This window comes from Actinomycetospora sp. CA-101289 (genome assembly GCF_050955895.1).
Classification (GTDB): domain Bacteria; phylum Actinomycetota; class Actinomycetes; order Mycobacteriales; family Pseudonocardiaceae; genus Actinomycetospora.
Window position 1 is genome coordinate 5,226,770 of record NZ_CP192093.1, and the last position, 24,233, is coordinate 5,251,002.

Below are 24,233 nucleotides of genomic sequence, written 5' to 3' on the forward strand. Positions count from 1 at the left end.
CGCCGCGCAGGCACACCCCACGGCTCGCGGAGGCCCGCTCTCCCATGGCGCAGGACATCATCCCGATCACGCTGGCCCTCACGGCCGGCGACCTCGTCACGCTGTGGGCGCCGCGGTGGCGCCAGGACGGCGAGGAGTGGGAGGCCTTCCTCGGCGACGACGACGCGCTGTTCGCCTTCGGCGACGCCGCCGACCTCGCGGCCTGGGTGGCCGGGGCGGAGGAGTCGGGCCAGGCGCACGACCTCGCCGACCACCCCGCGTGGCCCGTGGTCGTCAAGCTCTCGGTCGACGAGCTGACCCCCGAGGACGTGCAGCGCTACGACGTCGTCGGCGTCCCGGAGCTGGCCGCCGGCGACCCCGACACGTTCACGCTCGACGACCTCGCCGAGGTCGCGGCGATGTGCCGGTCGCTGGCCGACGTCTGCGACCTCGAGGTCGTCCACGAGGTGCTCGACGCGACGCCCGCCTTCGCCGCCCTGTCCGCGGGCCCGGCCGCGTTCGCCGGGCGCGACGGGCAGGCGCTGTGGGCGGAGCTGGCCGAGGTCGTCGACGAGCGCTGGGACGAGGTGGTCGACGCGCTCGACGCCATGGTCACTACGCCCGAGGTCGACGACGAGCTCGCCGCCCGCCTGCGGGCCACCGCCACCCCGACGCCGGCCGGGGACCTCGACGCCGACGGCGACGGCGAGTCCGCGACCCCGGCCGAGAACGCCGACGGCGACCCCGAGGACCCCGCGGCCGTCGCCCACGACCCGAAGGACGTCCCGGACGACGCCCCCGAGGAGCTGCGCACCGACACCACGGGCGACTCCCTGCGCACCGACCTCGTCGACGCCGCCGAGGAGCCCGAGGAGAGCTTCTGGGAGGAGGTCGGCATCGACCCGATCGCGATCACCACGCCCGACGGCGACGTGATCACCCTGCGCTGCTACCTCGACGACGAGCCCGTGTTCCTCGGGTCCGACGGGTCGATCGACGTCTTCGGCTCGGCCCGCGCGCTGCGCAGCTGGATCGCCGGCGAGGGCGAGGCCGGCCACGACCTCGCCGAGGTCAGCACCTGGGAGGAGGTCGTGTCCGCGGCGACCGGCGGCGACCTGGAGATCGAGGTCGCGCCGGAGAACCACTACGTGCTCGCCGGACTGGCCGACGACCTCGGCGAGGGCCCCGACGTCGTCGACGCCGAGCAGCTCGAGCTCGCCGTCGAGCTGATCACCGACGCCGCCGCGTGGGCCGGGGAGAAGCGCACCCGCGAGGACCTCGCGCCGTCGGAGAGCCTCGGCTGGCTCGTCTCGTTCGTCGTGCGACCCGACCCGACCCGCCTCACGCCGTCCCCGCCGTTCGACCGCGAGGCCGCCGCGTGGCGGGCACTCGAGGACCGGTTCCTGGGGCGGCTGCGCCGCCACTGAACCCGGGTGCACCCCTGGTGCCCCTGTGGTGCACCCCCGGGCGCAGGGCGATCACCCGGATGGTCGGGCGCGCTGAGGGGTGTTTACGCTTCGGCCCCGCCGAGACCGGCCATCCCCCGGGGCCGGCGTCGCAAGGAGAGTGGGCGCCCGCGTGATCGACAACAACCAGACCCAGTCCTTCGACCGCATGCGCAGCATGCTGGTGCGGGCGGCGGAGGTCCGGGACAGCGAGCAGCAGCAGATCTTCGACTCGCTCGACGAGATCCACGGCCGGCTCGCGACGCTGGACGGGATCGGCGCGATCCGCAAGCGGCTCTCCGACGTGCCCGACCGCACCGAGATGAGCGTGCTGGCCGAGCGTCTCGACGAGACCGTCGCGAAGATCGACTCGCAGGAGTCGTCGATCTCCTCGCTGGCGCGGCTCGTCGAGGGTCTCGTCGACCGCGTGGCCGACCGTCTCGCCACCCCGTTCGCGCAGCTCGACGGGCGCCTCGACGGGGTCACCGGCCGCTTCGAGGGCGTCGCCGGGCGCATGGACGGGCTCGAGGACCGCCTCTCCGGGCTGCACAAGCGCCTCGACGACCTCGACAACCGCCTCGACCGCCACGAGATGCGCCTCGACGGGCTGCCCGCCGCGGTCACCGGCCCGATGCGCGAGCGGCTCGACAGCGTCGACGCCACCCTGCGCGACCGCCTCGACGACCTCGCCCGCGGCGTGTCCGAGGAGATCACCGGCACCCGCGAGGCCGCCCGCAGCGACGCGAGCACCACCCGCTCGGAGTCCGCGACGGCGGTCGGCGAGCTCTCGACCCGCCTCGAGGCCATCACCGCCCGCCTCGACGAGGTCGGCACGCGCCTCGACGGCGTCGAGTCCGGGCTCGGCGAGCGCGTCGGCGCCCTGTCGACGTCGGTGGAGCACGGGCTCGACCGCCTCGACGGCACGCTGGTCAACCGTCCCGACCACGAGGCCGTCGTCGCCCTGGTCCGCCAGGCCAACGAGGAGTCCGAGCGCCGCAACGCCGGCCACCTCGACGAGGCCATGGCCACGTTCGCCGAGATCATCCTCGGCCCCGGCGGCGGCTCGTCGGGCTCGATGCCCGCGCCGCGCCCGACCGCCCGCCGCGGCCGGAAGTCCGCGGTGCGCGACGGCCAGGTCAACGGCGCCGAGCTGCCGACCGAGGACATGTCCACCGACGGCTGAGCGCGCGGCGGTGCCGCAGCGAAGGTCACCTCCGCTGCGTCCCACGCAGTCGGGGTGACCTTCGCTCCCACCTCCCGCCCGCCGCGCACCCCGGCGCTACTGTCGCCGCGATGCGCACCCGACGGCGGCTCGCGACCGTGACGGCGGTGCTCGCGATCGGGTTCTCGGCACTGCCCGGGCTGGCCGCCGCGAGCCCCGCGAGCCCGGCCCTCCCCACCGACGCCTCGTGCCCCTTCGGCACCGCGCCCGGGCCGCCGGTCGACGAGTCCGAGGCCCCGCAGCCCGGCCAGGGCGAGCCCGCCCCGCTGCCGATCCCCGACCCGCCGGTCGGCGGCGCGGCGATGGGCACGTGCGGGGACGTGGTCGGCGAGGGCGCCCCGGCCGCGCCCGCGGTGGGCGTCGTGTCCTACGTGCTCGCCGACCTGGACAGCGGCGAGGTGCTCGCCGCCCGCAACCCCCACGCGCGGCTGCGCCCGGCGTCGCTGATGAAGACGCTGACCGGGCTGCTCGTGGCCCGCCGCCTGCCCCTCGACGAGCCCATCGTCGGGACGCAGGAGGACGCCGACCAGGAGGGCACGCGCGTCGGCATCGGGCCCGGCGGGCAGTACACGGTCCGCCAGATCTTCGACTCGATGATGATGGCCTCGGGCAACGACGCCGCCCACGCGCTGGCCGTGCGCCTCACCGGCAGCGTCCCGGCCACCGTCGACCTCATGAACACCACCGCCCGCGACCTCGGCGCCCTGGACACCCGGGCCGCGACGCCGTCGGGGCTCGACGGGCCGGGGATGCAGACGTCGGCCTACGACCTCGCCTCGATCTTCCGCGTCGCGATGCGCGAGCCGCCGTTCGCCGAGGCCGTCGCCACCCGGCGGATCCCGTTCCCCGGATACGGGGCGAACCCGCCGTTCGAGGTCATCAACGACAACAAGCTGCTGACCAGCGGCTACCAGGGCTACATCGGCGGCAAGACCGGCTTCACCGACGACGCCCGGCACACCTTCATCGGCGCCGCCGAGCGCAACGGGCGCCGGCTCGTGGTCGTGCTCATGCGCGGCGAGCAGCGCCCGGTGCCGATGTACCAGCAGGCGAGCGCGCTGCTCGACCACGGCTTCGCGCTCACCGACCCCCGCGGCGTCGGCGAGCTCACCGACCGGGCGCCCGGGGCCGACGACGCGGGGTCCGCCGAGGACACCGAGGACCCCGCCGACCCCGGCGCGATCTCCCCCGACTCCGGCGCCACGGGCTCGTGGGGCACCCCGCTGCTGCTCGTCGCCATCGTCGCCGCCCTCGGCGGGCTGGTCGCCCTGCGCTCCGCGCGCCGCTGAGCTACCGGCGGCACCGCGGGGAGGGATGATCGGGCGGTGCCCGAGTCCCTCGGCGAGACCTCCACCCGCCTCGCGGCGACCCGCCCCGACCGCCCCGCGGTCACCGACGACACCTCCAGGTGGACGTTCGCGCAGCTCGAGGCCCACGCCAACCGGTGGGCCCACGAGCTCGCGAGCCACGGGGTCACGCCTGGCGACCTCGTCTCGATCGCGCTGCCCAACGTCGCCGAGCACTACGCGCTGACGATCGCGGTGTGGAAGCTCGGCGCGGTGCCCCAGCCCCTGTCGCACCGGCTCGCGCCCGGCGAGCTGGCCGCGGTGCTCGACGTCGTGCGCCCGCCCGTGGTGGCGGGGCTGGCGCCGGGCACCGACCCGGGGGTCGCGCCGCCGGGCACCACCGTCCTGCCGCTGGGGCACGTGCCCCGCGGCCCGGACACCCCGCCGCCGCCCGCGCCGGTGCCGCCCGCGTGGAAGGCGCCCACCTCCGGCGGCTCGACGGGCCGGCCCAAGGTCATCCTCGCCGGCGAGGCCGGGACGTTCGAGACCGTCACGGCCCGCGCGCCGGTGTACCGCATCGAGCCGGACGGGACGTTCCTGTGCACGGCGCCGCTGTTCCACAACGCGCCGTACCTGTTCTCGCTGCTCGCGCTCCTCACCGGCAACCACGTCGTGCTCATGGGCCGCTTCGACGCCGCCCGCGCGCTCGAGCTGGCCGCCACCCATGCCGCGACCTGGATCTACGCGGTGCCCACGATGATGGGGCGGATGGTGCGGTTGCCGGGCCCGCGCCCGGAGCTGCCGGCGCTGCGCACCCTGTTCCACATCGGCGCGCCGTGCCCGCCGGCGGTGAAGCGCGCGGTGATCGACTGGCTGGGCCCCGACCGCGTCCTCGAGGGCTACGCCGGCACCGAGGCGCAGGCCCGCACCACGATCACCGGCGAGGAGTGGCTGGCGCACCCCGGCTCGGTGGGCCGCGTGACGGGCGGGGAGATCGAGGTGCGCACCCTCGACGGCGAGCGGCCCTGCGCGGTGGGCGAGGTCGGCGAGCTGTGGCTGCGCCCCGAGCCGGGCCGGGTGACCTACCGCTACCTCGGCGCCGAGCCCCGCACCCGGGCCGGCGGCTGGGAGTCGCTCGGCGACATGGGGCACTTCGACGCCGACGGCTACCTGTACCTGGCCGACCGGGCCGCGGACATGATCGTGGTCGGTGGCCAGAACGTGTACCCGGCCGAGGTCGAGGCCGCCGTCCTCGAGCACCCGGCCGTGGTCTCCGCCGTGGTCGTCCCCGCGCCCGACGACGACTACGGCTCGGTGCCCCACGCCGTCGTGCAGACCGACGACGCGATGGGTGAGGTCAGCGACGCCGACCTCGACGCCCACGTCGCCGCGCGGCTGTCCCCCGCCAAGCGCCCGCGGGCCTGGCGGCGTGCGGAGGGACCGCTGCGCGACGACGCGGGCAAGGTGCGCCGCTCGGAGCTCCGGTAGATCACCGGTACTGCAGCGTCCCGTCGTCGAGGTCGGCGGCGGGCAGGGTGTGGCGCTCCTCGGCGTACTCCTGCATGTGCGTCCACGGCGCGCGGTCGCCCTGCTTGAACATCTTGTGCTGGCTGCGCATGACGTAGCCGGAGTTGAAGTTCTCCGGGTCCGACCACGGCCGGATCTCCATGTCGGCGTCCTCGGGCCGCAGTGTCGGCGTCACCTGCGCCGCGCCGCGGGCCTCCATGTGCGCGATCAGGCGGCACACGAGATCGGAGACGAGGTCGGCGCGCAGCGTCCAGCTGTGCCGGAAGTAGCCGAAGACGTAGGCCATGTTCGGGAGGCCCGAGATCATGATCCCGCGCCAGGTGATCTGCTGCGAGACGTCGACCGCCTCGCCGTCCACGGTAAACGGGATGTCGCCGAGGGCGCTGAGGTTGAACCCGGTGGCGGACACCACGATGTCGGCCTCGAGCTCCTCGCCGGACGAGGTCCGGATGCCGGTCTCGGTGAAGGTGTCGATGGTGTCGGTGACGACCGAGGCCCGTCCCTCGCTGATGGCGGTGAAGATGTCGCCGTCGGGCACCACCGCGATCCGCTGCTGCCACGGGCGGTAGCCCGGGTTGAAGTGCTTCTCGACGTCGTAGCCCTCGGGCAGGAGCGGGCGCATCTCGCCCAGCAGGAACTGACGCGCCTCCTCCGGGGTCTCCAGGCACATGCGGGTCAGCTCGTTGAACTGCTCGATGTACGCCCGCCGGAGGATCTCGTGCGTCCAGTCCTCCGGGATGTCGAGCGCGCGCAGCTGGATCGCCAGCTCGTGGGTCTTCGGCACCGCGGCGACGAAGGTCGGCGTGCGCTGCAGCATGGTCACGTGGGCGGCCTTCTCCGCCATCGCCGGCACCACGGTGGCCGCGGTCGCGCCGCTGCCGATGACGACGACGCGCTTGCCCTCCCAGTCGAGGTCGTCGGGCCACGTCTGCGGGTGGACGATGACGCCCCCGTTGGCCGAGTAGGAGTCCGTCCCGGGCCAGTCGGGCCGGTGGGGGTCCTGGTGGTTGTAGTAGCCCTGGCACATCCACAGGAACCCGCAGGTCATCTGCAGCGTCTCGTCGGTGTCCTCGCGGTGCACGTCGAGGGTCCAGCGGCGGTCCTGCGACGACCAGGACGCCGCGGTCACCTCGTGCCGGTAGCGGATCGTCGCCTTGAGGTCGTCCTCCTCGATGACCTCGTCGAGGTAGTTGGTGATCTCGTCGGACGTGGCGATCGAGGGGCCCCGCCAGGGCTTGTGGCCGTAGCCGTAGGTGAACAGGTCCGAGTCCGAGCGGGCGCCCGGGAAGCGGTGGGTCCACCACGTCCCGCCGCGTCCGGGCATCTTCTCGAGGATCGCGAAGGTCTTGTCGGGGAAGCGCTCGCGCAGGTGGTGTCCGGCGTCGATGCCGGAGACGCCGGCGCCGATGACGAGCACGTCGACGTGCTCGACGTCCCCGGTGCCCTCGGTCGCGTCGGCGGGTCGTGTCTCGGTGACGGTCACGGGTCCTCCTCGGCTCAGGCGGTGGTGGTGGTCAGGACGGGACGCATGGCGGCGACGGCGTCGTCGACCATGCGGGTCCCGGACGGCGTGGCCCCGAGCGTCCAGAGGAAGCCGTGGATCATGCCGTCGTAGCGGGTGGCCTTGACGGTGGTGCCGGCCGCCTCGAGCTTGCGCGCGTAGGCCTCGCCCTCGTCGCGCAGCGGGTCGTACTCGGCGGTGGCGACGAACGCCGGCGGCAGCCCGGAGAGGTCCTGGGCGCGCAGGGGGAAGGTGTACGGGTCGTCGCCCGGGTCGGTCGCGCCCAGGTAGTGGGCCCAGAACCACTGCATGGTGGCCCGCCCGAGCAGGTAGCCCTCGCCGTTGTCGTTGATCGACGGGCTCGTCCAGTCGAAGTCGACCACCGGGTAGAGCAGCAGCTGGAACGCGATGGCCGGGCCGCCGCGGTCGCGGGCGGCGAGGCTGACCGCGGCCGCGAGGTGCCCGCCGGCCGAGTCGCCGCCGACCGCGAGGCGGGACGCGTCGACGCCCAGCTCCTCGGCGTGCTCGGCCACCCAGGCGGTGGCGGCGTAGCAGTCGTCGAACGCCGCGGGCTGCACGTGCTCGGGCGCGAGCCGGTAGTCGATCGACACCACGGTGACGTCGGCGGCGTTGGCGAACGTGCGGCACGGCCGGTCGACGGTCTCGATGTCGCCGATCACCCAGCCGCCGCCGTGGAAGTACACGAGCACGCCGCGGGGGCCCTCCCCGGACGGCGTGTAGATCCGCGCCGGGATGTCGCCGGCCGGGCCGGGGATCGCCCGGTTCGACACCGTGCCGACGTGCTCGGCCGGCGGCTGGAGGTCGACGAACGCGGCCGTCGCCTGGCGCGCCTGCGGCACGGTCATGCACTCGATGGGCGGCATGCCCTGGTCGGCCAGCGCCTGCAGCAGCGTCTGGGCCTCGGGGTGGACGGGCACGGGGGGCTCCTGGGGGGTCGGAGACGGGGCTTGGGATACGTGATGCCCACCACCGTGACCCGAGCCACACGTCCGGCGCCTCGTCCCCGCTGCACAGACGGCGGCGGCGCTTTGGTCCCCGTCGCGTCGCGCGCCGTCGGCGTTGGGCCGTGTGCCGTCGGTGTGCTGGTCGACACTCTCCGCGGCGGCTACGGTCGCGGAGAGGGCCGGTGCGGGCCGTCGGGGCGCTCGGGTGGTGGTCGCGGGTGGTGACGATCGAGCCCTCGTCTGCTCCGTCTGCTCCGTCCGCTCCGTCCGCGCCGACCCCGCCGTCCCCCCGCGAGCCCGCCGCCGACACCGGCCGGGTCGTCGCCGACGTCGCCGACGCCCTCGCGCCGCGGCGCAGCGAGGTCAGCGCGTCGATCAGCGACGTGCTCGCGACGCGCATCGACGAGCTGCGCGGCGACCCCGCGCTGCGTGACCTGCTCGGCGCCAGCGTCGAGGGCAACGTCGAGACGATCCTGCACGTCCTGCGCCACGACCTGGATCCGCGCGGCGTCGAGCCCCCGGCCGCGGCCGTCGCCTACGCGCAGCGGCTGGCGCAGCGCGGGGTCCCGGTCAACGCGCTGGTCCGGGCGTACCGGGTCGGCCAGTCGCACCTCATGGAGTGGGCGTTCGCCGAGGCCGCGCGCCGGTTCGGGGCGGCGGCCGCGTCGCAGCGCATCGTGCTGGTGGTCATGGACTACGTCGACCACGTGACCCAGCACGTCGTCGCGGCCTACGAGGCCGAGCGCGACCGCGAGCGGCGAGGCCGGCACGCGATGCGCGTCGCCCGCGTGCGCGACGTGCTCGCCGGGCGCACCCCCACCGGCCCCGACGACCGGCCCGCCGTCGAGTCGACCCTGGGCTACCGCTTCGCGGCCGTGCACCTCGGGCTCGTCGTCTGGCTGGAGCCGACGCCGGCGGAGTCCGCGTTCGGCGTCCTCGAGCGGGTGGCCCTCGACCTCGGCACCGCGCTGGAGGCCGCGGGCCGGCCGCTGGTGGTGCCGTGGGACGCGGGCAGCGTGTGGGCGTGGCTGCCGTGCCGCGACGACACGGCCCCGTCGCACGAGGTGGTCGCCGGGGTCGTCGCGCGCCACGGCCCCGGGGTCCGCGTGGCCGCCGGGGCGCCGGCCGACGGCGTCGAGGGCTTCCGGACCACGCACGACCAGGCCCGCCGGGCCCGCGAGGTCGCGCTCGCCGCCGGCGCGGACCCGCCCCCGGTGACGCTGTTCGACGAGGTGGGCGCGGTGGCGCTGCTGTGCGCGGACCGCGAGGGCGCCTGGGCGTGGGCCCGGCGCGTCCTCGGCCCGCTGGCCGACCCCGACCCCGGCGCCGCGCGGCTGCGCGAGACGCTGCGGACCTTCCTCGGCACCGGCGGCAGCCTCGCCACCACGGCCCGGCGGCTGCAGGTGCACCGCAACACCGTCAAGTACCGGGTGGCCCGGGCCCACGAGGTGCGGGGCCGCCCGGTGGGCGACGGCGACGACCGCCTCGACGTCGAGCTGGCCCTGCTCGCGTGCGCCTGGCTGCGGGCGCCGGCGACGGAGTAGCGGCTACTCCTCGCGGGCCCGCCGACGACCCAGCCCCAGGCCGAGGACGCCGAGCACCGCGCCCGCGCCCAGGAGCCCCGCGGTGGCGCGCGGCCCGGGAGTGCGGCCCACGGTGACCGCCGGGCGGACGATCACCGGCGCGGGCTCGGGGAGCTCCTCGCGCTCGTTCTCCTTGAGCGTGGCCGCCCAGGCGGTGACGAACAGGATGAACCGCGAGACGAAGTTGGCGAACACCAGCAGACCGATGATCGGCCCGAACGCCGCGCCGGCGGGCGAGTTCGTGACGCTGGAGATGTAGACGGTCATGACCTGCTGGAGGATCACGAAGCCGACGGCGGCGAACAGGGCCGCGCGGACCGCCGAGCGCAGCGTCACCGGCTCGCGGGGCAGGCGGGCGATCACCCAGAGGAACACCAGCCAGTTCGCGGCGAGCGTGACCACCAGGCCGGCGAGGAAGAACAGGAACTGCGCCCAGGTCTGCCCGCCGAGGCCCAGGAACTCCAGGATCGTGGTCGAGAGCCCCGTCCCGATCCCGGTGATGGCGAACGACAGCCCGAACGCGAGCCCAAGGCCGATCATGGCGAGCAGGTCGCTGCCGTAGCGCTTGACCACCGACGGCGGCTCGCCGCGCTGGTCCCACTGCTCGGACAGGGCCTCGCGCAGGTTGCTCATCCACCCGAGCCCGGAGAACAGGGCGCCGAGCAGACCGATGATGCCGACCGCGTTGCGCTGGGCGATGGCCTGGTCGATGACCGAGTTGAGCAGGTCGCCGAGCCCGGGCGGCACGGCGGCCGTGATGGCGTCCTGGATCTCGGTGAGCAGCGCCTGGTTGTTGGCCAGCACGAACGCCGCGGCCGCGAACGCGACCATGAGCAGCGGCACGAGGGCCAGGATCGAGAAGAACGTGATGGCCGCGGCGTAGTGGTCACCGTGCTTGTCGGTGTAGCGGCTCGCGGCGCGGACGAGGTGGTCGAGCCACGGGTAGCGGGCGCGCAGCTTCTCCAGCTGCGTCGGCTCGGCCGCATCCGTCCCGGTGTCGGTCGTGCTGGCACTGGTCATCGCTGCGCGTCCCTCCGCGGTCCCCCGACGTCCCGCGGACCGGCCCGGCCCGCGCGGCTCGTAGCTACCCCGGGTGGCGGAGCGTCACGCGCCGGTCAGCCCGTAGGGGCGGGGGTCGAACGTCCCGTTGCGCGCGCGGAACGACCGCGCGGTCCCCGGCCAGAGCAGCGTCAGGCGCCCGCTCGCGTCGTCGACGTACCAGCTGCGGCACCCGCCCTGCAGCCACACCGTGCCCGCGGCCATCGCGTCGATCTCGCGGGTGTAGGTCGCCTCGGCCTCGGCGGTGACCTCGAGCAGCCTGCCGGGCCGGTCGGCGAGGTGGTCGAGCGCGCCGAGGACGTGGTCGATCTGGGTCTCGATCATGTAGACGGCGGAGTTGTGGCCGAGGCTCGCGTTCGGCCCGTTGAGCACGAACATGTTGGGGAAGCCGTGCACCGCGGTGGAGGCGTGCGCGGTCATGCCGCCGGCCCAGCGGTCGGCGAGCAGCCCGTGGCGGCCCTCGATGCGCTGGGCGAACGGCAGGCGGGTGGTCCAGAAGCCGGTGGCGAGCACCAGGGCGTCCAGCGGGTGGTGGGCCCCGGACGCGGCCACCGCCGTCGACTTCTCGACCCGGGCGAGCGCGCTCGGCTCGAGGGTGACGTCGTCGCGGCCCAGCGCCGGGTAGAGGTCGTCGGAGATGACGATGCGCTTGCAGCCGATCTCGTAGTCCGGGCGCAGGCGCGCCCGCAGGACGGGGTCGGGCACCTGCGCGGCGAGGTGGTCCAGGGCGCGCTGCCGGAGGCGGTCGATGTCGGGGCGGACGCGCCGGCGCGCGTCGACCGCCCGCTCGGCGTCGTCGAAGAGCTCCTCGCGCAGCGCGCGCTCGGCGCCGGGGTCGAGGGCGAAGTCGCGGCGCTCCTGCGCGGTGTAGGCGCGGTCGCCGCGCGGGACGACCCAGGGCGGGGTGCGCTGGAAGACGACGACCTCGGCGGCGGTGCCGGCCAGCGCGGGCACGATCTGGGCGGCCGACGCCCCGGTGCCGACGACCCCGACGCGCCGGCCTCGCAGGTCGGCGGACCCGTCCCAGCGCGCGGAGTGGAAGACGGGGCCGTCGAACCCGGACAGCCCCGGGATGTCGGGGATGCGCGGCTCGGACAGGCGCCCGGCGGCGACGACGAGCACGCGCGCGAGGACGGTGCCCGCCGACGTGGCGATCCGCCAGCGCCGCCCGTCCCAGCGGGCGTGCTGCATCTCGGTGCCGAGACGCAGGTGGGGGTCGAGGCCCTCGTCGCGGGCGCAGTCGCGCAGGTAGTCGTGGATCTCGGGACCGGGCGCGAACACCCGCGACCAGTCGGGCTTGGGGCGGAACGAGAACGAGTACAGGTGCGACGGGACGTCGCAGGCGACGCCGGGATAGCGGTTGTCGCGCCAGGTGCCGCCGACGCCGTGCGCGCGCTCGAGCAGCACGAACGACTCGCGGCGCCGGCGCGCGAGCTGGATGCCCAGCCCGATCCCGGCGAAGCCCGCGCCGACGACGGCGACGTCGACCTCGGTCATGCGGGCGCTCCGGTCTCCCTGCGCAGCACCGCCTGGCGCTCGGGCGGCGGATCGCCGTAGACGGTGGTGCGCTGGCGCGGCGTGCGGCCGAGGTCGGCGGCGAGGCGCTCGACGTCGCCGAGGGTCAGCTGGCGGCCGGCCTCCGCCCCGGCGGCGGGGTCGAGGGCGCCGTCGAGCAGCAGCCCGCCGGCGTCGTCGGCACCGCCGCGCAGGACGGCGACCGTCAGCTCCGGCCCCAGCTTGGGCCACGCGGCCTGCACGTGGTCGATGCGCCCGTGGAGCAACAATCGGGCGACGGCGTGCAGCGCCCGCGTCTCCCGGGCGTCGGGCCCGGCCCGCCAGGTCTCGGCACGTCCCGTGCCAGCGTGGGGGCCACGCTGGCGTTCAACGCCAGGAAATCCCCCCGCTCGCGGCGCGGGCGGCAGCGCCTCGGGCAGGATCGGCATGGCGATGAGCTCGGTGAACCCCCCGGTGCGGTCCTGGATCGCGGCGAGCGCGCGCAGGTGTGCGACCTGCTCGGCCCGGGTCTCGACGTGGCCGTAGACCATCGTCGCCGTCGAGCGCAGGCCGACCTCGTGGGCGGTGGTGATCAGCTCGACCCAACGCGCGGCGGGGAGGTCGGTGCCGCCGGTGATGATCGCCCGTACGTCGTCGTCGAGGATGCGCGCCGCGGTGCCCGGCACCGAGCCGAGCCCGGCGTCGCGGGCGGCGGCGAGGAACTCGCGCGGGCTCACGCCCAGCCGGGCCGCGGCGTCGGCGACCTCGGCCGGCCGGAAGGCGTGCAGGTGCAGCGGCGCACGCCCGGTGATCCGCGCGACGAGCTCCAGCTCCGCGCCGACCGGGGCGTCGGCGGGCAGCGGGCCCTGGACGCAGATCTCGGTGGCGCCGAGCGCCCAGGCCTCGTCGACGAGGATGTCGGCGCGTTCGGGGTCAGCGGCGACCGGCGTGTCGAGGTTGCGGTTGGCGACGAAGGTCAGCTGGTCGCCGACGGCGTCGCGGCGCACGGCGTCGGCCAGCGCGCACAGGGCGTCGAGCTCCGGCCCGTCGGCGCCGAGCAGCGCGGTGTAGGCGTCGTCCGCGAGGCCGGCGGGGTCGGTCTCGGCGCGGGCGAGGTGGGCGTGCAGGTCCGTCATCAGACGCCCGCCGGCTGGCGCACCCGGGCCAGCCCGCGCGGGTCGGCCAGCGCGATCACGGGGTCGACGAGGTCGGGGTGCAGCCAGCGGTTCGGGTCCTGCACGTAGCGCGGGTAGATCGTCAACCTCGGGGTGAGGGTGAACCCGGCCCCGGCGGTGACGGTCCGCAGCGCGTCGAGCCCGGGCCAGGGGCGCTCGGGGTTGACGTGGTCGGGGGTCACCGGGGAGACGCCGCCCCAGTCGTCGATGCCGGCGCGCAGCAGCAGCGCCTGGTCCTGGGCGGCGCTCGCGCTGTCGTCGAGCTCGCCCGCGAGGTTCGGCGGCGCCTGGATGCTGACACCGAGTGGCATGATCAGGCGCGCGACGGCGACGGCGGCGACGAACGCGTCGAACTCGGCGTCGGGCTCCCCGCGCATCGCCGTGTCGGGCTTGGCGCGGAAGTTCTGGACGATGACCTCCTGCACGTGCCCGCCGCGCCGCGCGGACGCGGCCAGCTCGAGCAGCGACTGCGCGCGCTCGGCCCGGTGCTCGCCGATGCCGACGAGGATCCCGGTGGTGAAGGGCACGCGCGCCCGCCCGGCGTCGTCGATCACCCGGCGCCGCAGGGCGGGCTCCTTGTCCGGCGAGCCGTAGTGCGCCCCGCCGGGCCGGGACCACAGCCGCGTCGCGGTCGTCTCGAGCATCATCCCCATCGACGGCGAGACGGCGCGCAGGCGCTGGAGCTCGACGAGGTCCATGACGCCGGGGTTGAGGTGGGGCAGGAGCCCGGTCTCGGCGAGGACGGCCGCCGCGCTGGCGTGGACGTGGTCGAGCGTGGTGCCGAGGTCGTGGGCGGCGAGCCAGTCGCGGGCGGCGGCCCAGCGCGCCTCGGGGCGGTCGCCGAGGGTGAACAGCACCTCGGTGCAGCCTTGCTCGGCGCCCTCGCGGGCGATCGCGAGCACCTCGTCGCGGGTGAGGTAGGCGCTGGGCAGGCGCCCGGGGACGGTGGCGAACGTGCAGTAGTGGCACCGGTCGCGGCACAGCCGGGTCAGGGGCACGAACACCTTGGGGCTGTAGGTGACCAGGCCGGGGCGGCCCTCGCCGGCGAGGTGCGCGTCGCGGCGCGCGGCGGCCAGCGCGAGCAGGGTGTCGAGGTCCTCGCCCCGGGCAGCTAGCAGGGCGGTGGCGTCGTCGAGCAATCCCTCGGCGTCGCCGGCCAGCGCGCCGTCGGCGGCCCGGTCCAGGGCGGCGCGCACGGCGGCGGGCGACGGCTCCGGGGGCTCGGGCAGCTCGACCAGCGCGCGCGGCGGCAGCGCGGGATCGGGGAGATCGGCCACGCACCGAACGTACGCCGCGAGGCGTGCGGGCGCCCACGAGTGCGCGCGGGGGTGTGCCAGCGTGGGGGCCACGCTGGCGCCCAACGCCAGCAAAGCCCCCACGATCACCGCGACGGCGCGCCGTGGTCCAGGGTGACCGCGTGGACGCCCGGACCCGCGCGCTCGCCGCCCTGTGCGTCACCGAGATCGTCAGCTGGGGCGTCCTGTACTACGCGTTCCCCGTGCTCGTGGGCGCGATCAGCGCGGACACCGGGTGGTCGGTCGGTGCGGCCACCGGCGCGTTCTCCGTCGGCGCGCTCGTCTCCGCCGGCGCCGGCATCGTCGTCGGCCGGGTGATCGACTCCCGCGGCCCGCGAGTGGTGATGACCACGGGCTCGGTGCTCGGCGTCCTCGCCACACTCGCGATCGCCGGGGCCCCGTCGTTGCCGCTGTTCTACGCGGCCTGGGCGCTGGCGGGCCTCGGGCAGGCGGCGACGTTCTACCCGCCGGCGTTCGCGGCGCTCACCGGCTGGTACGGCGACGAGCGCGTCCGCGCCCTGACCACGCTGACGCTCGTCGCCGGGTTCTCCAGCACCGTGTTCGCCCCGCTCACCGCCGCCCTGCTCGGCCCGCTGGGCTGGCGCGGGACGTTCCTCGTCCTCGCGGGCGTGCTCGCGGTGATCACGATCCCCCTGCACGCGCTGCTCCTGACGCCGCCGTGGCGCCGCCAGGACCGCACGGCGGCGTCGGACGGCGCCGACGCCGACCACGCCCGCGGAGTGCTGCGCAGTCCCCGCTTCGTCCTCGTCACCGTCGTCCTGACCGTCGGCGCCTTCGGGCTCTACGCGACGACGATCAACCTCATCCCGCTGCTCGTCGGGCGGGGCCTCGACCTCGGCCTCGCGGCCCTGGCGCTCGGCCTGACCGGGGCGGGGCAGGTGCTCGGACGGCTGACCTTCGTCCCGCTGGTGCGGGCGTCGACGCCGCAGGTCCGGGTCGCGGTCGTGCTGCTGCTCGGCAGCGCCGGGGTCGTGGCGCTCGCCCTCGTGCCGGGGCCGGCGCCGCTGCTCGTCGCGTTCGCGGTCGTCGCGGGGGCCGGTCGCGGGCTGCACACGCTGCTGCAGGCCTCGACCGTCGCCGACCGCTGGGGCACGCGGGCCTTCGGGCGGATCAACGGGGTGTTCTCGGCGCCGGTGACCCTGGCGGTGGCGCTCGCGCCGGCGGGCGGCGTCGCCGTCGCCGCACTCGTGGGCGGGTTCCCGACGATGTTCCTGGTGCTCGGACTGGGGACGGTGCTCGCGGCGCTCGTCGGGCTGGCGGTCTGAGGGGTCACGCGCCGTGCTGGCCGGCGTGGTGATCGAGGGGGCTTTCCTGACGTTGAACGCCAGCGTGGACGCCACGCTGGCACGGCTCGTCCACCAGGTTGCCGTCAGAGCGTGACGAGGTGGGCGGCGACGGCGGCGTCGACGCGGGCGGTGTCGCCGGTGGCCAGGAGGTCCAGCAGCGCCCCGCGCAGCACCGCGAGCAGCAATGCCCGCTCGGCGACGCCCTCGGGCGCGTCGCGGCGCGCGGGCGGCTGGTGGTGGGCGAGCAGCGTGTCCCAGTCCGCCACCGTGCGCGCTGCGAACCCCGCCCACGGCCCGTCGCCGGGGTCGCCGATCGAGCGCGTGTAGGCCTCGAGCCACAGCCGCAGCAGCGCGCGGTGCCCCGGGCCGGCGAGCCACGCCCAGATGCGCTCGCCGACCACGGCCAGGCCGGCGGGGCCGTCGGCGCGCAGGTCGTCGAGCACGGCGAGCTGGTCGGCGCGGCTGCGGGCGAGCAGCGCGCGCACCAGCCCGTCCTTGCTGCCGAACAGGAACAGCAGCACTCGCGGGCTCGACCCGATCGCCTCGGCGAGCGGGCGCAGCGACATCCCCGCCCACCCGTGCTCGAGGACCCAGGCGTACGCCGCCTCGAGCAGCTCCTGCTGCCGCGCCGATCCGCCGTCGGGAGCCGTGCTCGTCACCCCGTCAGTGTGCTTCACTGAAACAGTTGTTTCAGCGAGGAGGGCGTGATGGGCGAGGTGACGATCCGGGCCATGGACCGCCCCGGGGACCTGGGGTGGGTGCTCATGGCCCACGGCGAGCGCTACGCCGCGGAGTACGGGTGGGACGTCGAGGAGGTGACCGCGCGGATCGTCGCCGACCACGCCGCCGCCCGGCGCCAGGGCCGCGACGCGGGCTGGATCGCCGAGCTCGACGGCGTCCGCGTGGGCAGCGTCCTGTACGTCTGGCAGGACGAGCGCACCGCGCGCCTGCGCCTGCTGCTGCTCGATCCCGCCGCCCGCGGGCACGGCGTGGGCCGCCGGCTCGTCGCGTGCTGCGTCGACGCCGCCCGGGCCGCGGGGCACGACCGGCTCGTGCTCTGGACGAACGAGCCCCTCGCCGCGGCACGGCACCTCTACCTCGAGGCCGGCTTCGTGCTCACCGGCGAGGAGCGGCACACGGAGTTCGGCGACGAGCTCCACGGCCAGTCCTACGCGCTCGACCTCGCCGCCCTCCGGTGATCGACGGCGATTTCCGGACGTTCAACGTCAGCGACGCCACTTCACTGACAAGTCCTTGACGCTATCGCCTGGTCCTGCTCTGATACTCAACCAAGAGGTTGGAAAACCGAGGAGCTGAGCACCATGACCGCGACCACCGCCGCCACGACCGCCACCACCACGACGACCGGGCGCTCCCGCGCCGGGCGCTGGGTCCTCGTGGCCCTGCAGGTCCTGCTCGCGGCGCTGTACGTGGGCTCGGGGCTGGGCAAGGTCACCCTCGAGGCCACCGTCGTCGCCGGGTTCGCCGAGATGGGCGTCGGTCCGGGCCTCGCGGTGACGATCGGCGTGCTCGAGCTGCTCGGCGCGGTCGGCCTGCTCATTCCCCGCGTCGCCGGGCTCGCCGCCACCGCGTTCGTCGCGCTGATGATCGGCGCGGTCGGCATCACCGTGGCCACGCTCGGGGTCGCCATGGCCCTCGTGCCGGCCGTGGTGCTCGTGCTCGTCGCCGTCGTCGCCGTGGTGCGCCGCCACGAGACCGCCGCGCTGCTGCGCGACCCCCGCGGCGTGCTCACCACACGGTGACCCGCTACCCGCCCCCGACGGAGTGGTCCTCGACGCCGGGCACCGCCGCCCCCGCCGCACCGGTCGCCCGGGCGGCGCGGGTGTCGGCGTCCGCGTCGGGGGCGCCGTCGTGGGTGGCGGGGCCCGAGCCCGTGACGTCGGAGGGCCGGCCACCGAGCGGCACCGTCGAGCCGCCCTCCACCACGAGGTCGTCGGCGTCCCCGCCACCCTCGGGACGCCGCTCCCCGGCCTGCGCGTCGATCCGTTCGCCGAGGTAGCGCAGGATCTCCGCGAGCACCGCGGCCACCGGCACGGCGAGGAACGCCCCGGCGATGCCGGCGAGGCTCGACCCGGCCGTGACGGCGAGGATCACCAGTGCCGCGTTGAGCCCCAGCCCGCGGCCCTGGACCAGCGGCTGGAGCAGGTTCCCCTCGACCTGCTGCACGATGATGATCAGGGCCAGCACCCCGAGGGCCGTGGCCGGCCCCTGGACCACCAGGGCGATGAGCACCGCGAGCGCGCCCGCGACGAGCGCCCCGATGATCGGGATGAAGGCACCGAAGAACGTCAGCACCGCCAGCGGCAGCGCCAGCGGCACCCCGAAGAACACCAGGCCGATGCCGATGAACACCGCGTCGGCGAAGCCGATCAGGGCCTGGCTGCGGATGAAGCCCCCGAGGCGCAGCCACGCGCGCGCGCCGACCTCGGCGAGGTGGTCGCCCGACGTCGGGCCCGCCGTGCGGCGCACCCACGGCAGGAACTTCGGGCCGTCCTTGACGAACAGGAACGCGAGGACCAGGGCGAGGACGGCGTTGATGACCCCGTTGGCGACGGCCGTGAGGCCCGTGACGACCCCGCTCGCGATCTGCCCCGCGCTCTGCTGCAGCCGCTCGGTGGCGGCCTGGACGTACTGGCCGATCTGGCTCGCGCCCAGGTTGAACGGCGGGCCCTGGAGCAGGTCCTGGATCTGCCCGATGCCGCCGACGGCCCCCTGCGCGATCGCGGGTGCCTGCCCGGCCACCGCCGGCGCGATGAGCGCGACGATGCCGCCGAAGACCGCGAGCGCCACGACGAGGACCAGCGCCGTCGCGAGTCCCCCGGGCACCCGGCGGTGGCGCAGCCACGTCACCGGCGGCTCGAGCACCGTCGCGATGACCAGGCCGAGGAACACCGGGAACACCACGGACCACAGCGCGATGACGAGCAGCCCGAACAGCGTCAGGCCGGCGGCGACCAGCAGGAAGCGCAGGCTCCAGCGGGCGGCCCACGCCAGGCCCTCGCCGATGAGATGACCGCGCGTCGGCGTGTGTCCCTGGGCGATGTCCCGGGACGCGGGGGCCTCGTCCATGGTCGAGAGTCTGTCAGCGATGGCGGGTCCCGGAGGTGGAGGTCGGTGGCTCGGAGCGCGGGTGCCCGGAGGGGCGATCTGCTATCCCCGCACACCGCGGGCCCCTCCCCCGACGTGCGAGGAAGGGGCCCGGGGGCGTGCCGTGGCTAGTTGTTGACGGCCTTCTGCAGGCCCTCGTCGATGGCGTCGAGGAAGTCCTGGGTGTTGAGGTACTCGGCGTCCTTGCCGATCAGCATCGCCAGGTCCTTGGTCATCTGGCCGCTCTCGACGGTGTCCACGCAGACGTCCTCCATCTTCTGCGCGAAGTCGACGAGGGCGTCGTTGCCGTCGAGCTTGCCCCGCTGGGACAGGCCGCGGCTCCAGGCGAAGATCGACGCGATCGGGTTGGTCGACGTCTCCTTGCCCTCCTGGTGCTGGCGGAAGTGCCGGGTCACCGTGCCGTGGGCGGCCTCGGCCTCGACGGTGCCGTCGGGGGTCATGAGCACCGAGGTCATGAGGCCCAGCGAGCCGAAGCCCTGCGCGACGATGTCGGACTGGACGTCGCCGTCGTAGTTCTTGCAGGCCCAGACGTAGCCGCCCTCCCACTTGAGCGCCGCGGCGACCATGTCGTCGATGAGGCGGTGCTCGTAGGTCAGGCCGGCCTTGTCGAAGTCCTCCTTGAACTCGGCCTCGAAGATCTCCTCGAAGGTGTCGCGGAACATGCCGTCGTACGACTTGAGGATGGTGTTCTTCGTCGACAGGTAGACCGGGAAGTTCCGGTCCAGGCCGTAGCGCAGCGACGCCCGGGCGAAGTCGACGATCGAGTCCTTGAAGTTGTACATGCCCAGCGCGACGCCGCCCGCCTCGGGGAACTTCGCGACCTGGAACTCCATCGGCTCGTCGTCGCCGTCGGGCGTGTAGCTGATGGTCACCGTGCCCGGCCCGGGCACCTTGAAGTCCTGCGCCAGGTACTGGTCCCCGTGGGCGTGACGCCCGACGACGATCGGCTTGGTCCAGTGCGGGACGTAGCGCGGGATGTTCTGGCAGACGATCGGCTCGCGGAAGATGACGCCGCCCAGGATGTTGCGGATCGTCCCGTTGGGCGAGCGGTACATGCGCTTGAGGCCGAACTCCTCGACGCGCGCCTCGTCCGGCGTGATCGTCGCGCACTTGACGCCGACGCCGTGCTTCTTGATCGCGTTGGCGGCGTCGACGGTCACCTGGTCGTCGGTCTCGTCGCGGTGCTCGATGCCGAGGTCGTAGTACTCGAGGTCGATGTCGAGGTACGGGTGGATCAGCTTGTCCTTGATGAACTGCCAGATGATCCGGGTCATCTCGTCACCGTCGAGCTCGACGACGGTGCCCTCTACCTTGATCTTCGCCACGTCTCGAAAGCCCTCCTCACGGGCGCCGGCGACCGGCGCCGTCCGACCTGCGCGCACGCTATCAACGGGACTTGTACCCAGAACGGGCGAGCGGTGTGACCCCGGACGTCAGCGGGTCGCGAGCGGGCCGCCGGTGATCGTCAGCGAGACCGCGATGACCACCAGGCCGAACAGCGCGTAGGTCACGATGTCGACGCGCCGGCTGCGCACCGCGAGCAGGCCCGCGGCGGTGCGCGTGAGGCTCGCGCGCAGGATCCCGGCGAGCAGCAGCGCGGCACCGAGCTCCGTGGTGCCCTCCCGCCAGTGCTGCAGGCCGATGCGCCCGAACGCGACGGCGACGACGAGCATCACCGCGAGGAACGGGAGGTGCGCGCGCGCCTTGCGCAGCAGTTCGGCGCGACGCTCCTCGCGCGTGCGCGCCGGGCGCGCGTGGCGGCCCGCGGTCGACGGGAGCATGTCGGTGGGGCTCTCGTCGGGGGGCGGGGCCGGCGGGATCCGCTGTGGGCCCGGTCGCGGCGTGGGCTCCGGGGCGGGCGGGGGCGTCGGCCGGGGGGTCACGGCGGTCACCTGGCGCTCACCCCACCCGCTCCGCACGCTCCACGACGTTGGTCAGCAGCATCCCGCGGGTCATCGGCCCCACCCCGCCGGGTACGGGCGCGAGGTAGGCCGCGACCTCGGCGACCTCGGGCGCGACATCGCCGACGAGGCCGTGCTCGCCACGGGTGATGCCGACGTCGAGGACGGCGGCGCCCGGCTTGACCATGTCCGGGGTGACCAGGCCGGGGACCCCGGCGGCGGCCACGACGATGTCCGCGGCGCGCAGTTCGGCGGCCACGTCCTTGGTGCCGGTGTGGCACAGGGTGACCGTGGCGTTCTCGGAGCGCCGCGTCAGCAGCAGGCCCAGCGGCCGCCCGACGGTGACGCCCCGGCCGAGGATGGTGACCTTCGCGCCGTTGATCGGGACCTCGTAGCGGCGCAGCAGCTCGACCACCCCGCGCGGCGTGCACGGTAGCGGTCCCGGCTCCTGCAGCACCAGGCGACCGAGGTTGGTGGGGTGCAGACCGTCGGCATCCTTGTCCGGGTCCATGCGCTCGAGGGCGGCCCCGGCGTCGAGGCCCTTCGGCAGGGGCAGCTGCACGATGTAACCGGTGCACGCCGGGTCGGCGTTGAGCTCGTCGATGGTGGCCTCGACGTCGGCCTGCGTGGCGTCCGCGGGCAGGTCGCGGCGGATCGAGGTGATGCCGACCTTGGCGCAGTCGTTGTGCTTGGCCCGCACGTACGACTGCGACCCCGGGTCGTCGCCCACCAGCACCGTGCCGAGACCCGGGGTGCGGCCCGCCGCGGTGAGCGCGGCGACCCGGCCGGCGAGCTCGTCGAGGATCGACGCGAGCGTGGCCTTGCCGTCCAGCTTGGTCGCGGTCACGACCTCATGATGGCAGGTGGCCCGTGAGGTCCCGGGCGGCTCACCGGTCGGCGGGCTGGCGTGCCGCGGACCGGCGCGACCGCCACGGCGTCGCGGCGACGCCCGCGGCCACCAGGGTCAGCGCGGCCCCGAGCACCGTGGCGACCGACGGTGCGCCGGCAGCCGAGGGCAGCACGACGTCGAGCACGAGGGCGACGACGACCTGCCCGGCGACGGCGCCCAGCGCGAGCAGCAGCACCCCGATCCGGCCGACGACCCAGGCGGCGAGCCCGATGAAGACCGCGCCGAACGGCCCGCCGAGGTAGAGGTACCAGGCGGACGGCAGCGGCTGCGGCGGCCCGACCAGCGCGACGGCCACGAGACCGGCGACCACGAGCGCGGCGAGGCCGACGACGAAGTTGACCGTGGCGGCGGGCAGCACGGCGGTGAGCACGGAGCCGTCCTGCCCGTCGGGGTCCTCGGGGTCGCCCCCGGCGGCCGCGGCGACCCGGCCGTTGAGGGCCTGCTGGGTGGCGATGGCGACGCCCGCGAGCAGCGGTAGCAGTGCCAGCGCCACCGGGGCCTCGGTGCTCACCGCGGGCGCCACCGACAGGACGACCGCGCCGAGCATGAGCACCGCGCCCACGACGCGCGGCAGGGTGGTGGCCTGCGGCCCCGCGGGCCCGAGCCCGGCGCGGTCGACGGCGAGCCCGCCGCTGGACTGGCCCGCGACGACCGCGATGGTGAACAGCGCGGTGCCCAGGACGTGCGCGGTGAGCCCCTGGCTCGCGACCAGCAGCGCGCCGCCGAGCCCGCCCAGCAGCTGCCACGGCCGCAGGGTGCCGCGCCGCCGGGCACCGCGGACGCGCCGCAGACCCCGCCGGCCGGCGGGGACCAGCGCCAGGAGCACCAGCAGCAGCACGAGCCCCGTGCCGAACGAGATCACCGCGGCGAGCACCCCGTCGCCCAGCGCGGTGCCGAGCTCGGCGTTGGCCCGGGCCTGCCCGACGATGAAGCCGCCGGTGACGAAGGCGGCGGCGAGACCGAGCGCTGTGCGCGAGCGCGGGGGTACCACGGCGGGCGAACCTACGCCGGGACGACGCCCCCGCCGGGTGATCGCCCGGTCACACCGCGCGGGCGGTGAGGGTGTTGGCGGCGGCGACCCCGCCCGCGTAGATGCCGTGCTGGACGAAGCTCGTGCGCAGCAGGTCGCGGCGCCAGCGCCACGGCGGCGGGGTGTCGCCGAGGACGGGGAACAGACCGAGCGCCATGGTCTGGGTGGCGGCGAAGAAGACCAGGCCGGGCAGGGGCTCGCGGCCGAGCGCCCGCTGCAGCACGAGGTGCCCGGCGCCGACGAACGACCCGTAGCCCCAGTGCACCGCCCAGAACAGGGCGTGCCGGCCGCGCTCGGTGCGGGGCGCCCAGCCGACGACGGTGTGCAGCAGCCGCGAGGCCGCGATGACCACGTGCTCGCTGTCGTCGTAGTCGAGGATCTCGTCGATCTCGGAGACGAGGATGCCCTGGCGGTGGGCGTACGCCTCGCGCCGGAACCGCGCGGCGAGCGCCATCGCCCCGGTGCCGACGGTGCCGCCGACCACCCCGCGGGCGGCCTCGCGCAGCAGCGTGCGTCCCCGACCGCGCCGACTCCCCCGCCGTGCGCCCATGGCCGCAGCATGCCCTGGATCGGCGCGCAGCGCGGTCGGAGAGGACGCCGGCCCCCGACCCACCCGTCCGTTCGGCGGGTGCGCCGGATGCGTGTCCCACCTCACACTCGTCCTACACCGGGGCCAACCAGTGCGCCCACCAGGACCAACAGCTGTGCCGTGCGGACTGCCCTCGGTGGCCGACCACACGAAGGAGTGGGCATGACCACGACTGACGAGCAGTCCACCGCCGCGCACGCGGCCCCCGACGCGGGCGCCGACGCCGCGGCGGCGACGGCCGCCGCGGCCGCCAACCCGGCACTCGTCGGGGTCCCGACGTTCGTCGTGGGGTCGGTGTGCCTGGGCCTCTACCTCGTCGGGTTCACCGGCGCCTCCTCGACCGTCGCGATCGCGCTGGTCCCGATCCTGATCTTCGCCAACGGGCTCGGGCTGCTCCTGGCGACCGTCTGGGCGATCCGGCTCGGGCAGGGCCCGGTGGCGTCGATCTTCGGGATCTTCGCCGGGTTCTGGCTCAGCTTCCCGCTGCTGGTGCTGGGGCTGGCCCACGGCTGGTTCGGGGACGCGACCGAGGCGGCGGTGGCCACGAACGCGCAGGTCGCCTTCCTGCTCACGTGGCTGATCGGCGTCATCGTGCTCACGGTGGCCACGCTGCGCCTGCCCTCGGTGTTCACCGTGCTGTTCGTGCTCATCGACATCGCCCTGCTGCTGGTGATGCTGGGGACGGCGCAGGGGTCGACCGGGCTGCTGTTCGTCGGCGGCATCGCGGTGTTCGCCTTCGCGCTGGTGGGCGTCTACCTTTTCGTCGACGCGATGGGCCAGGCCACCGGCGGCAAGCCGATGCCCATGGGCAAGCCGATCATCGGCTGAGGCCCGGC

Annotated in this window: 21 protein-coding genes and 1 pseudogene; 9 read left to right on the forward strand and 13 right to left on the reverse strand. The window is 75.1% G+C overall.

Annotated elements, in window-relative coordinates; all coding sequences use genetic code 11:
- Window positions 1–44: 44 nt before the first annotated feature.
- From ACQPX6_RS26035 to ACQPX6_RS26050, 4 genes are all read left to right on the forward strand, one after another.
- Window positions 45–1,406: a primosomal protein gene (locus tag ACQPX6_RS26035; protein ID WP_433783569.1), complete on the forward strand. Its 1,362-nt coding sequence runs from the start codon at window positions 45–47 to the stop codon at window positions 1,404–1,406.
- A gap of 151 nt (window positions 1,407–1,557) precedes the next feature.
- Window positions 1,558–2,607 (forward strand): PA containing protein, encoded by a 1,050-nt coding sequence (locus tag ACQPX6_RS26040; protein WP_433783570.1) that lies wholly within the window; start codon window positions 1,558–1,560, stop codon window positions 2,605–2,607.
- Window positions 2,608–2,717: 110 nt separating this feature from the next.
- Window positions 2,718–3,935 carry a D-alanyl-D-alanine carboxypeptidase family protein gene (locus ACQPX6_RS26045; RefSeq protein WP_433783571.1) on the forward strand — a complete coding sequence of 406 codons (1,218 nt, stop codon included), beginning with the start codon at window positions 2,718–2,720 and terminating at the stop codon, window positions 3,933–3,935.
- A gap of 36 nt (window positions 3,936–3,971) precedes the next feature.
- Window positions 3,972–5,420 carry an AMP-binding protein gene (locus ACQPX6_RS26050; protein ID WP_433783572.1) on the forward strand — a complete coding sequence of 483 codons (1,449 nt, stop codon included), beginning with the start codon at window positions 3,972–3,974 and terminating at the stop codon, window positions 5,418–5,420.
- Between the two features lies 1 nt (window position 5,421).
- Here the strand turns inward: ACQPX6_RS26050 and ACQPX6_RS26055 are convergent, their stop codons facing one another.
- The gene (locus ACQPX6_RS26055; RefSeq protein WP_433783573.1) at window positions 5,422–6,942 is read right to left on the reverse strand and encodes a flavin-containing monooxygenase; all 1,521 of its coding nucleotides are present in this window, start codon (window positions 6,940–6,942) and stop codon (window positions 5,422–5,424) included.
- Between the two features lie 14 nt (window positions 6,943–6,956).
- Window positions 6,957–7,898, reverse strand: coding sequence for an alpha/beta hydrolase (locus ACQPX6_RS26060; protein ID WP_433783575.1), 942 nt, complete (start codon window positions 7,896–7,898; stop codon window positions 6,957–6,959).
- 209 nt (window positions 7,899–8,107) lie between these two features.
- Between ACQPX6_RS26060 and ACQPX6_RS26065 the strand changes: the two genes are divergently transcribed.
- The gene (locus tag ACQPX6_RS26065; protein ID WP_433783576.1) at window positions 8,108–9,469 is read left to right on the forward strand and encodes a PucR family transcriptional regulator; all 1,362 of its coding nucleotides are present in this window, start codon (window positions 8,108–8,110) and stop codon (window positions 9,467–9,469) included.
- 3 nt (window positions 9,470–9,472) lie between these two features.
- On the opposite strand, the gene yhjD is transcribed toward ACQPX6_RS26065, so the two are convergent.
- From yhjD to cofG, 4 genes and pseudogenes are all read right to left on the reverse strand, one after another.
- On the reverse strand, window positions 9,473–10,528 hold the full coding sequence (gene yhjD / locus ACQPX6_RS26070; protein WP_433783578.1) for an inner membrane protein YhjD: 1,056 nt from the start codon (window positions 10,526–10,528) through the stop codon (window positions 9,473–9,475).
- 84 nt (window positions 10,529–10,612) lie between these two features.
- Entirely contained in the window at window positions 10,613–12,064 is a 1,452-nt protein-coding gene (locus ACQPX6_RS26075; protein WP_433783579.1) for a flavin-containing monooxygenase, read from the reverse strand.
- Window positions 12,061–13,197, reverse strand: a complete 1,137-nt coding sequence (locus ACQPX6_RS26080) for an FO synthase (RefSeq protein ID WP_433783580.1) — start codon at window positions 13,195–13,197, stop codon at window positions 12,061–12,063. Before ACQPX6_RS26080 ends, ACQPX6_RS26075 begins: the two co-directional genes overlap by 4 nt.
- Window positions 13,198–13,223: 26 nt before the next feature.
- Window positions 13,224–14,432 (reverse strand): annotated as a pseudogene (gene cofG / locus ACQPX6_RS26085) (7,8-didemethyl-8-hydroxy-5-deazariboflavin synthase CofG); the annotation flags it as partial.
- 221 nt (window positions 14,433–14,653) lie between these two features.
- Between cofG and ACQPX6_RS26090 the strand changes: the two are divergent.
- Entirely contained in the window at window positions 14,654–15,817 is a 1,164-nt protein-coding gene (locus ACQPX6_RS26090; RefSeq protein ID WP_433783581.1) for an MFS transporter, read from the forward strand.
- Between the two features lie 104 nt (window positions 15,818–15,921).
- Here ACQPX6_RS26090 and ACQPX6_RS26095 read toward each other — a convergent pair whose 3' ends face one another.
- A complete protein-coding gene (locus ACQPX6_RS26095) occupies window positions 15,922–16,497 on the reverse strand; it encodes a TetR family transcriptional regulator (protein ID WP_433783583.1) in 576 nt (191 codons plus the stop codon).
- Window positions 16,498–16,545: 48 nt separating this feature from the next.
- Here ACQPX6_RS26095 and ACQPX6_RS26100 point away from each other — a divergent pair, with 48 nt between their 5' ends.
- The gene (locus ACQPX6_RS26100) at window positions 16,546–17,037 is read left to right on the forward strand and encodes a GNAT family N-acetyltransferase (protein ID WP_433783585.1); all 492 of its coding nucleotides are present in this window, start codon (window positions 16,546–16,548) and stop codon (window positions 17,035–17,037) included.
- A 123-nt stretch (window positions 17,038–17,160) separates the two neighbouring features.
- Window positions 17,161–17,601, forward strand: coding sequence for a DoxX family protein (locus ACQPX6_RS26105; RefSeq protein WP_433783587.1), 441 nt, complete (start codon window positions 17,161–17,163; stop codon window positions 17,599–17,601).
- Window positions 17,602–17,605: 4 nt separating this feature from the next.
- Here the strand turns inward: ACQPX6_RS26105 and ACQPX6_RS26110 are convergent, their stop codons facing one another.
- From ACQPX6_RS26110 to ACQPX6_RS26135, 6 genes are all read right to left on the reverse strand, one after another.
- Complete coding sequence (locus tag ACQPX6_RS26110; protein ID WP_433783588.1) at window positions 17,606–18,928, reverse strand: AI-2E family transporter; 1,323 nt, start codon at window positions 18,926–18,928, stop codon at window positions 17,606–17,608.
- A 146-nt stretch (window positions 18,929–19,074) separates the two neighbouring features.
- Window positions 19,075–20,292 (reverse strand): NADP-dependent isocitrate dehydrogenase, encoded by a 1,218-nt coding sequence (locus tag ACQPX6_RS26115; RefSeq protein ID WP_433783589.1) that lies wholly within the window; start codon window positions 20,290–20,292, stop codon window positions 19,075–19,077.
- A gap of 108 nt (window positions 20,293–20,400) precedes the next feature.
- On the reverse strand, window positions 20,401–20,850 hold the full coding sequence (locus tag ACQPX6_RS26120; protein ID WP_433783590.1) for a DUF3017 domain-containing protein: 450 nt from the start codon (window positions 20,848–20,850) through the stop codon (window positions 20,401–20,403).
- Between the two features lie 16 nt (window positions 20,851–20,866).
- Entirely contained in the window at window positions 20,867–21,715 is an 849-nt protein-coding gene (locus ACQPX6_RS26125; RefSeq protein WP_433783591.1) for a bifunctional methylenetetrahydrofolate dehydrogenase/methenyltetrahydrofolate cyclohydrolase, read from the reverse strand.
- Window positions 21,716–21,755: 40 nt separating this feature from the next.
- Entirely contained in the window at window positions 21,756–22,769 is a 1,014-nt protein-coding gene (locus ACQPX6_RS26130; RefSeq protein ID WP_433783592.1) for a DMT family transporter, read from the reverse strand.
- Between the two features lie 49 nt (window positions 22,770–22,818).
- Window positions 22,819–23,358, reverse strand: coding sequence for a hypothetical protein (locus ACQPX6_RS26135; protein WP_433783593.1), 540 nt, complete (start codon window positions 23,356–23,358; stop codon window positions 22,819–22,821).
- A 201-nt stretch (window positions 23,359–23,559) separates the two neighbouring features.
- Between ACQPX6_RS26135 and ACQPX6_RS26140 the strand changes: the two genes are divergently transcribed.
- The gene (locus ACQPX6_RS26140; RefSeq protein ID WP_433783594.1) at window positions 23,560–24,225 is read left to right on the forward strand and encodes a GPR1/FUN34/YaaH family transporter; all 666 of its coding nucleotides are present in this window, start codon (window positions 23,560–23,562) and stop codon (window positions 24,223–24,225) included.
- Window positions 24,226–24,233 lie beyond the last annotated feature (8 nt).

Bases quoted from the DNA above. Each gene is read 5' to 3' on its own strand.
- ACQPX6_RS26135 (WP_433783593.1), bottom strand. From the start codon at position 23,358: ATGGGCGCACGGCGGGGGAGTCGGCGCGGTCGGGGACGCACGCTGCTG.
- ACQPX6_RS26075 (WP_433783579.1), bottom strand. From the start codon at position 12,064: ATGACCGAGGTCGACGTCGCCGTCGTCGGCGCGGGCTTCGCCGGGATC.
- ACQPX6_RS26080 (WP_433783580.1), bottom strand. From the start codon at position 13,197: ATGACGGACCTGCACGCCCACCTCGCCCGCGCCGAGACCGACCCCGCC.
- ACQPX6_RS26100 (WP_433783585.1), top strand. From the start codon at position 16,546: ATGGGCGAGGTGACGATCCGGGCCATGGACCGCCCCGGGGACCTGGGG.
- ACQPX6_RS26140 (WP_433783594.1), top strand. From the start codon at position 23,560: ATGACCACGACTGACGAGCAGTCCACCGCCGCGCACGCGGCCCCCGAC.
- ACQPX6_RS26105 (WP_433783587.1), top strand. From the start codon at position 17,161: ATGACCGCGACCACCGCCGCCACGACCGCCACCACCACGACGACCGGG.
- ACQPX6_RS26110 (WP_433783588.1), bottom strand. From the start codon at position 18,928: ATGGACGAGGCCCCCGCGTCCCGGGACATCGCCCAGGGACACACGCCG.
- ACQPX6_RS26035 (WP_433783569.1), top strand. From the start codon at position 45: ATGGCGCAGGACATCATCCCGATCACGCTGGCCCTCACGGCCGGCGAC.
- ACQPX6_RS26045 (WP_433783571.1), top strand. From the start codon at position 2,718: ATGCGCACCCGACGGCGGCTCGCGACCGTGACGGCGGTGCTCGCGATC.
- yhjD (WP_433783578.1), bottom strand. From the start codon at position 10,528: ATGACCAGTGCCAGCACGACCGACACCGGGACGGATGCGGCCGAGCCG.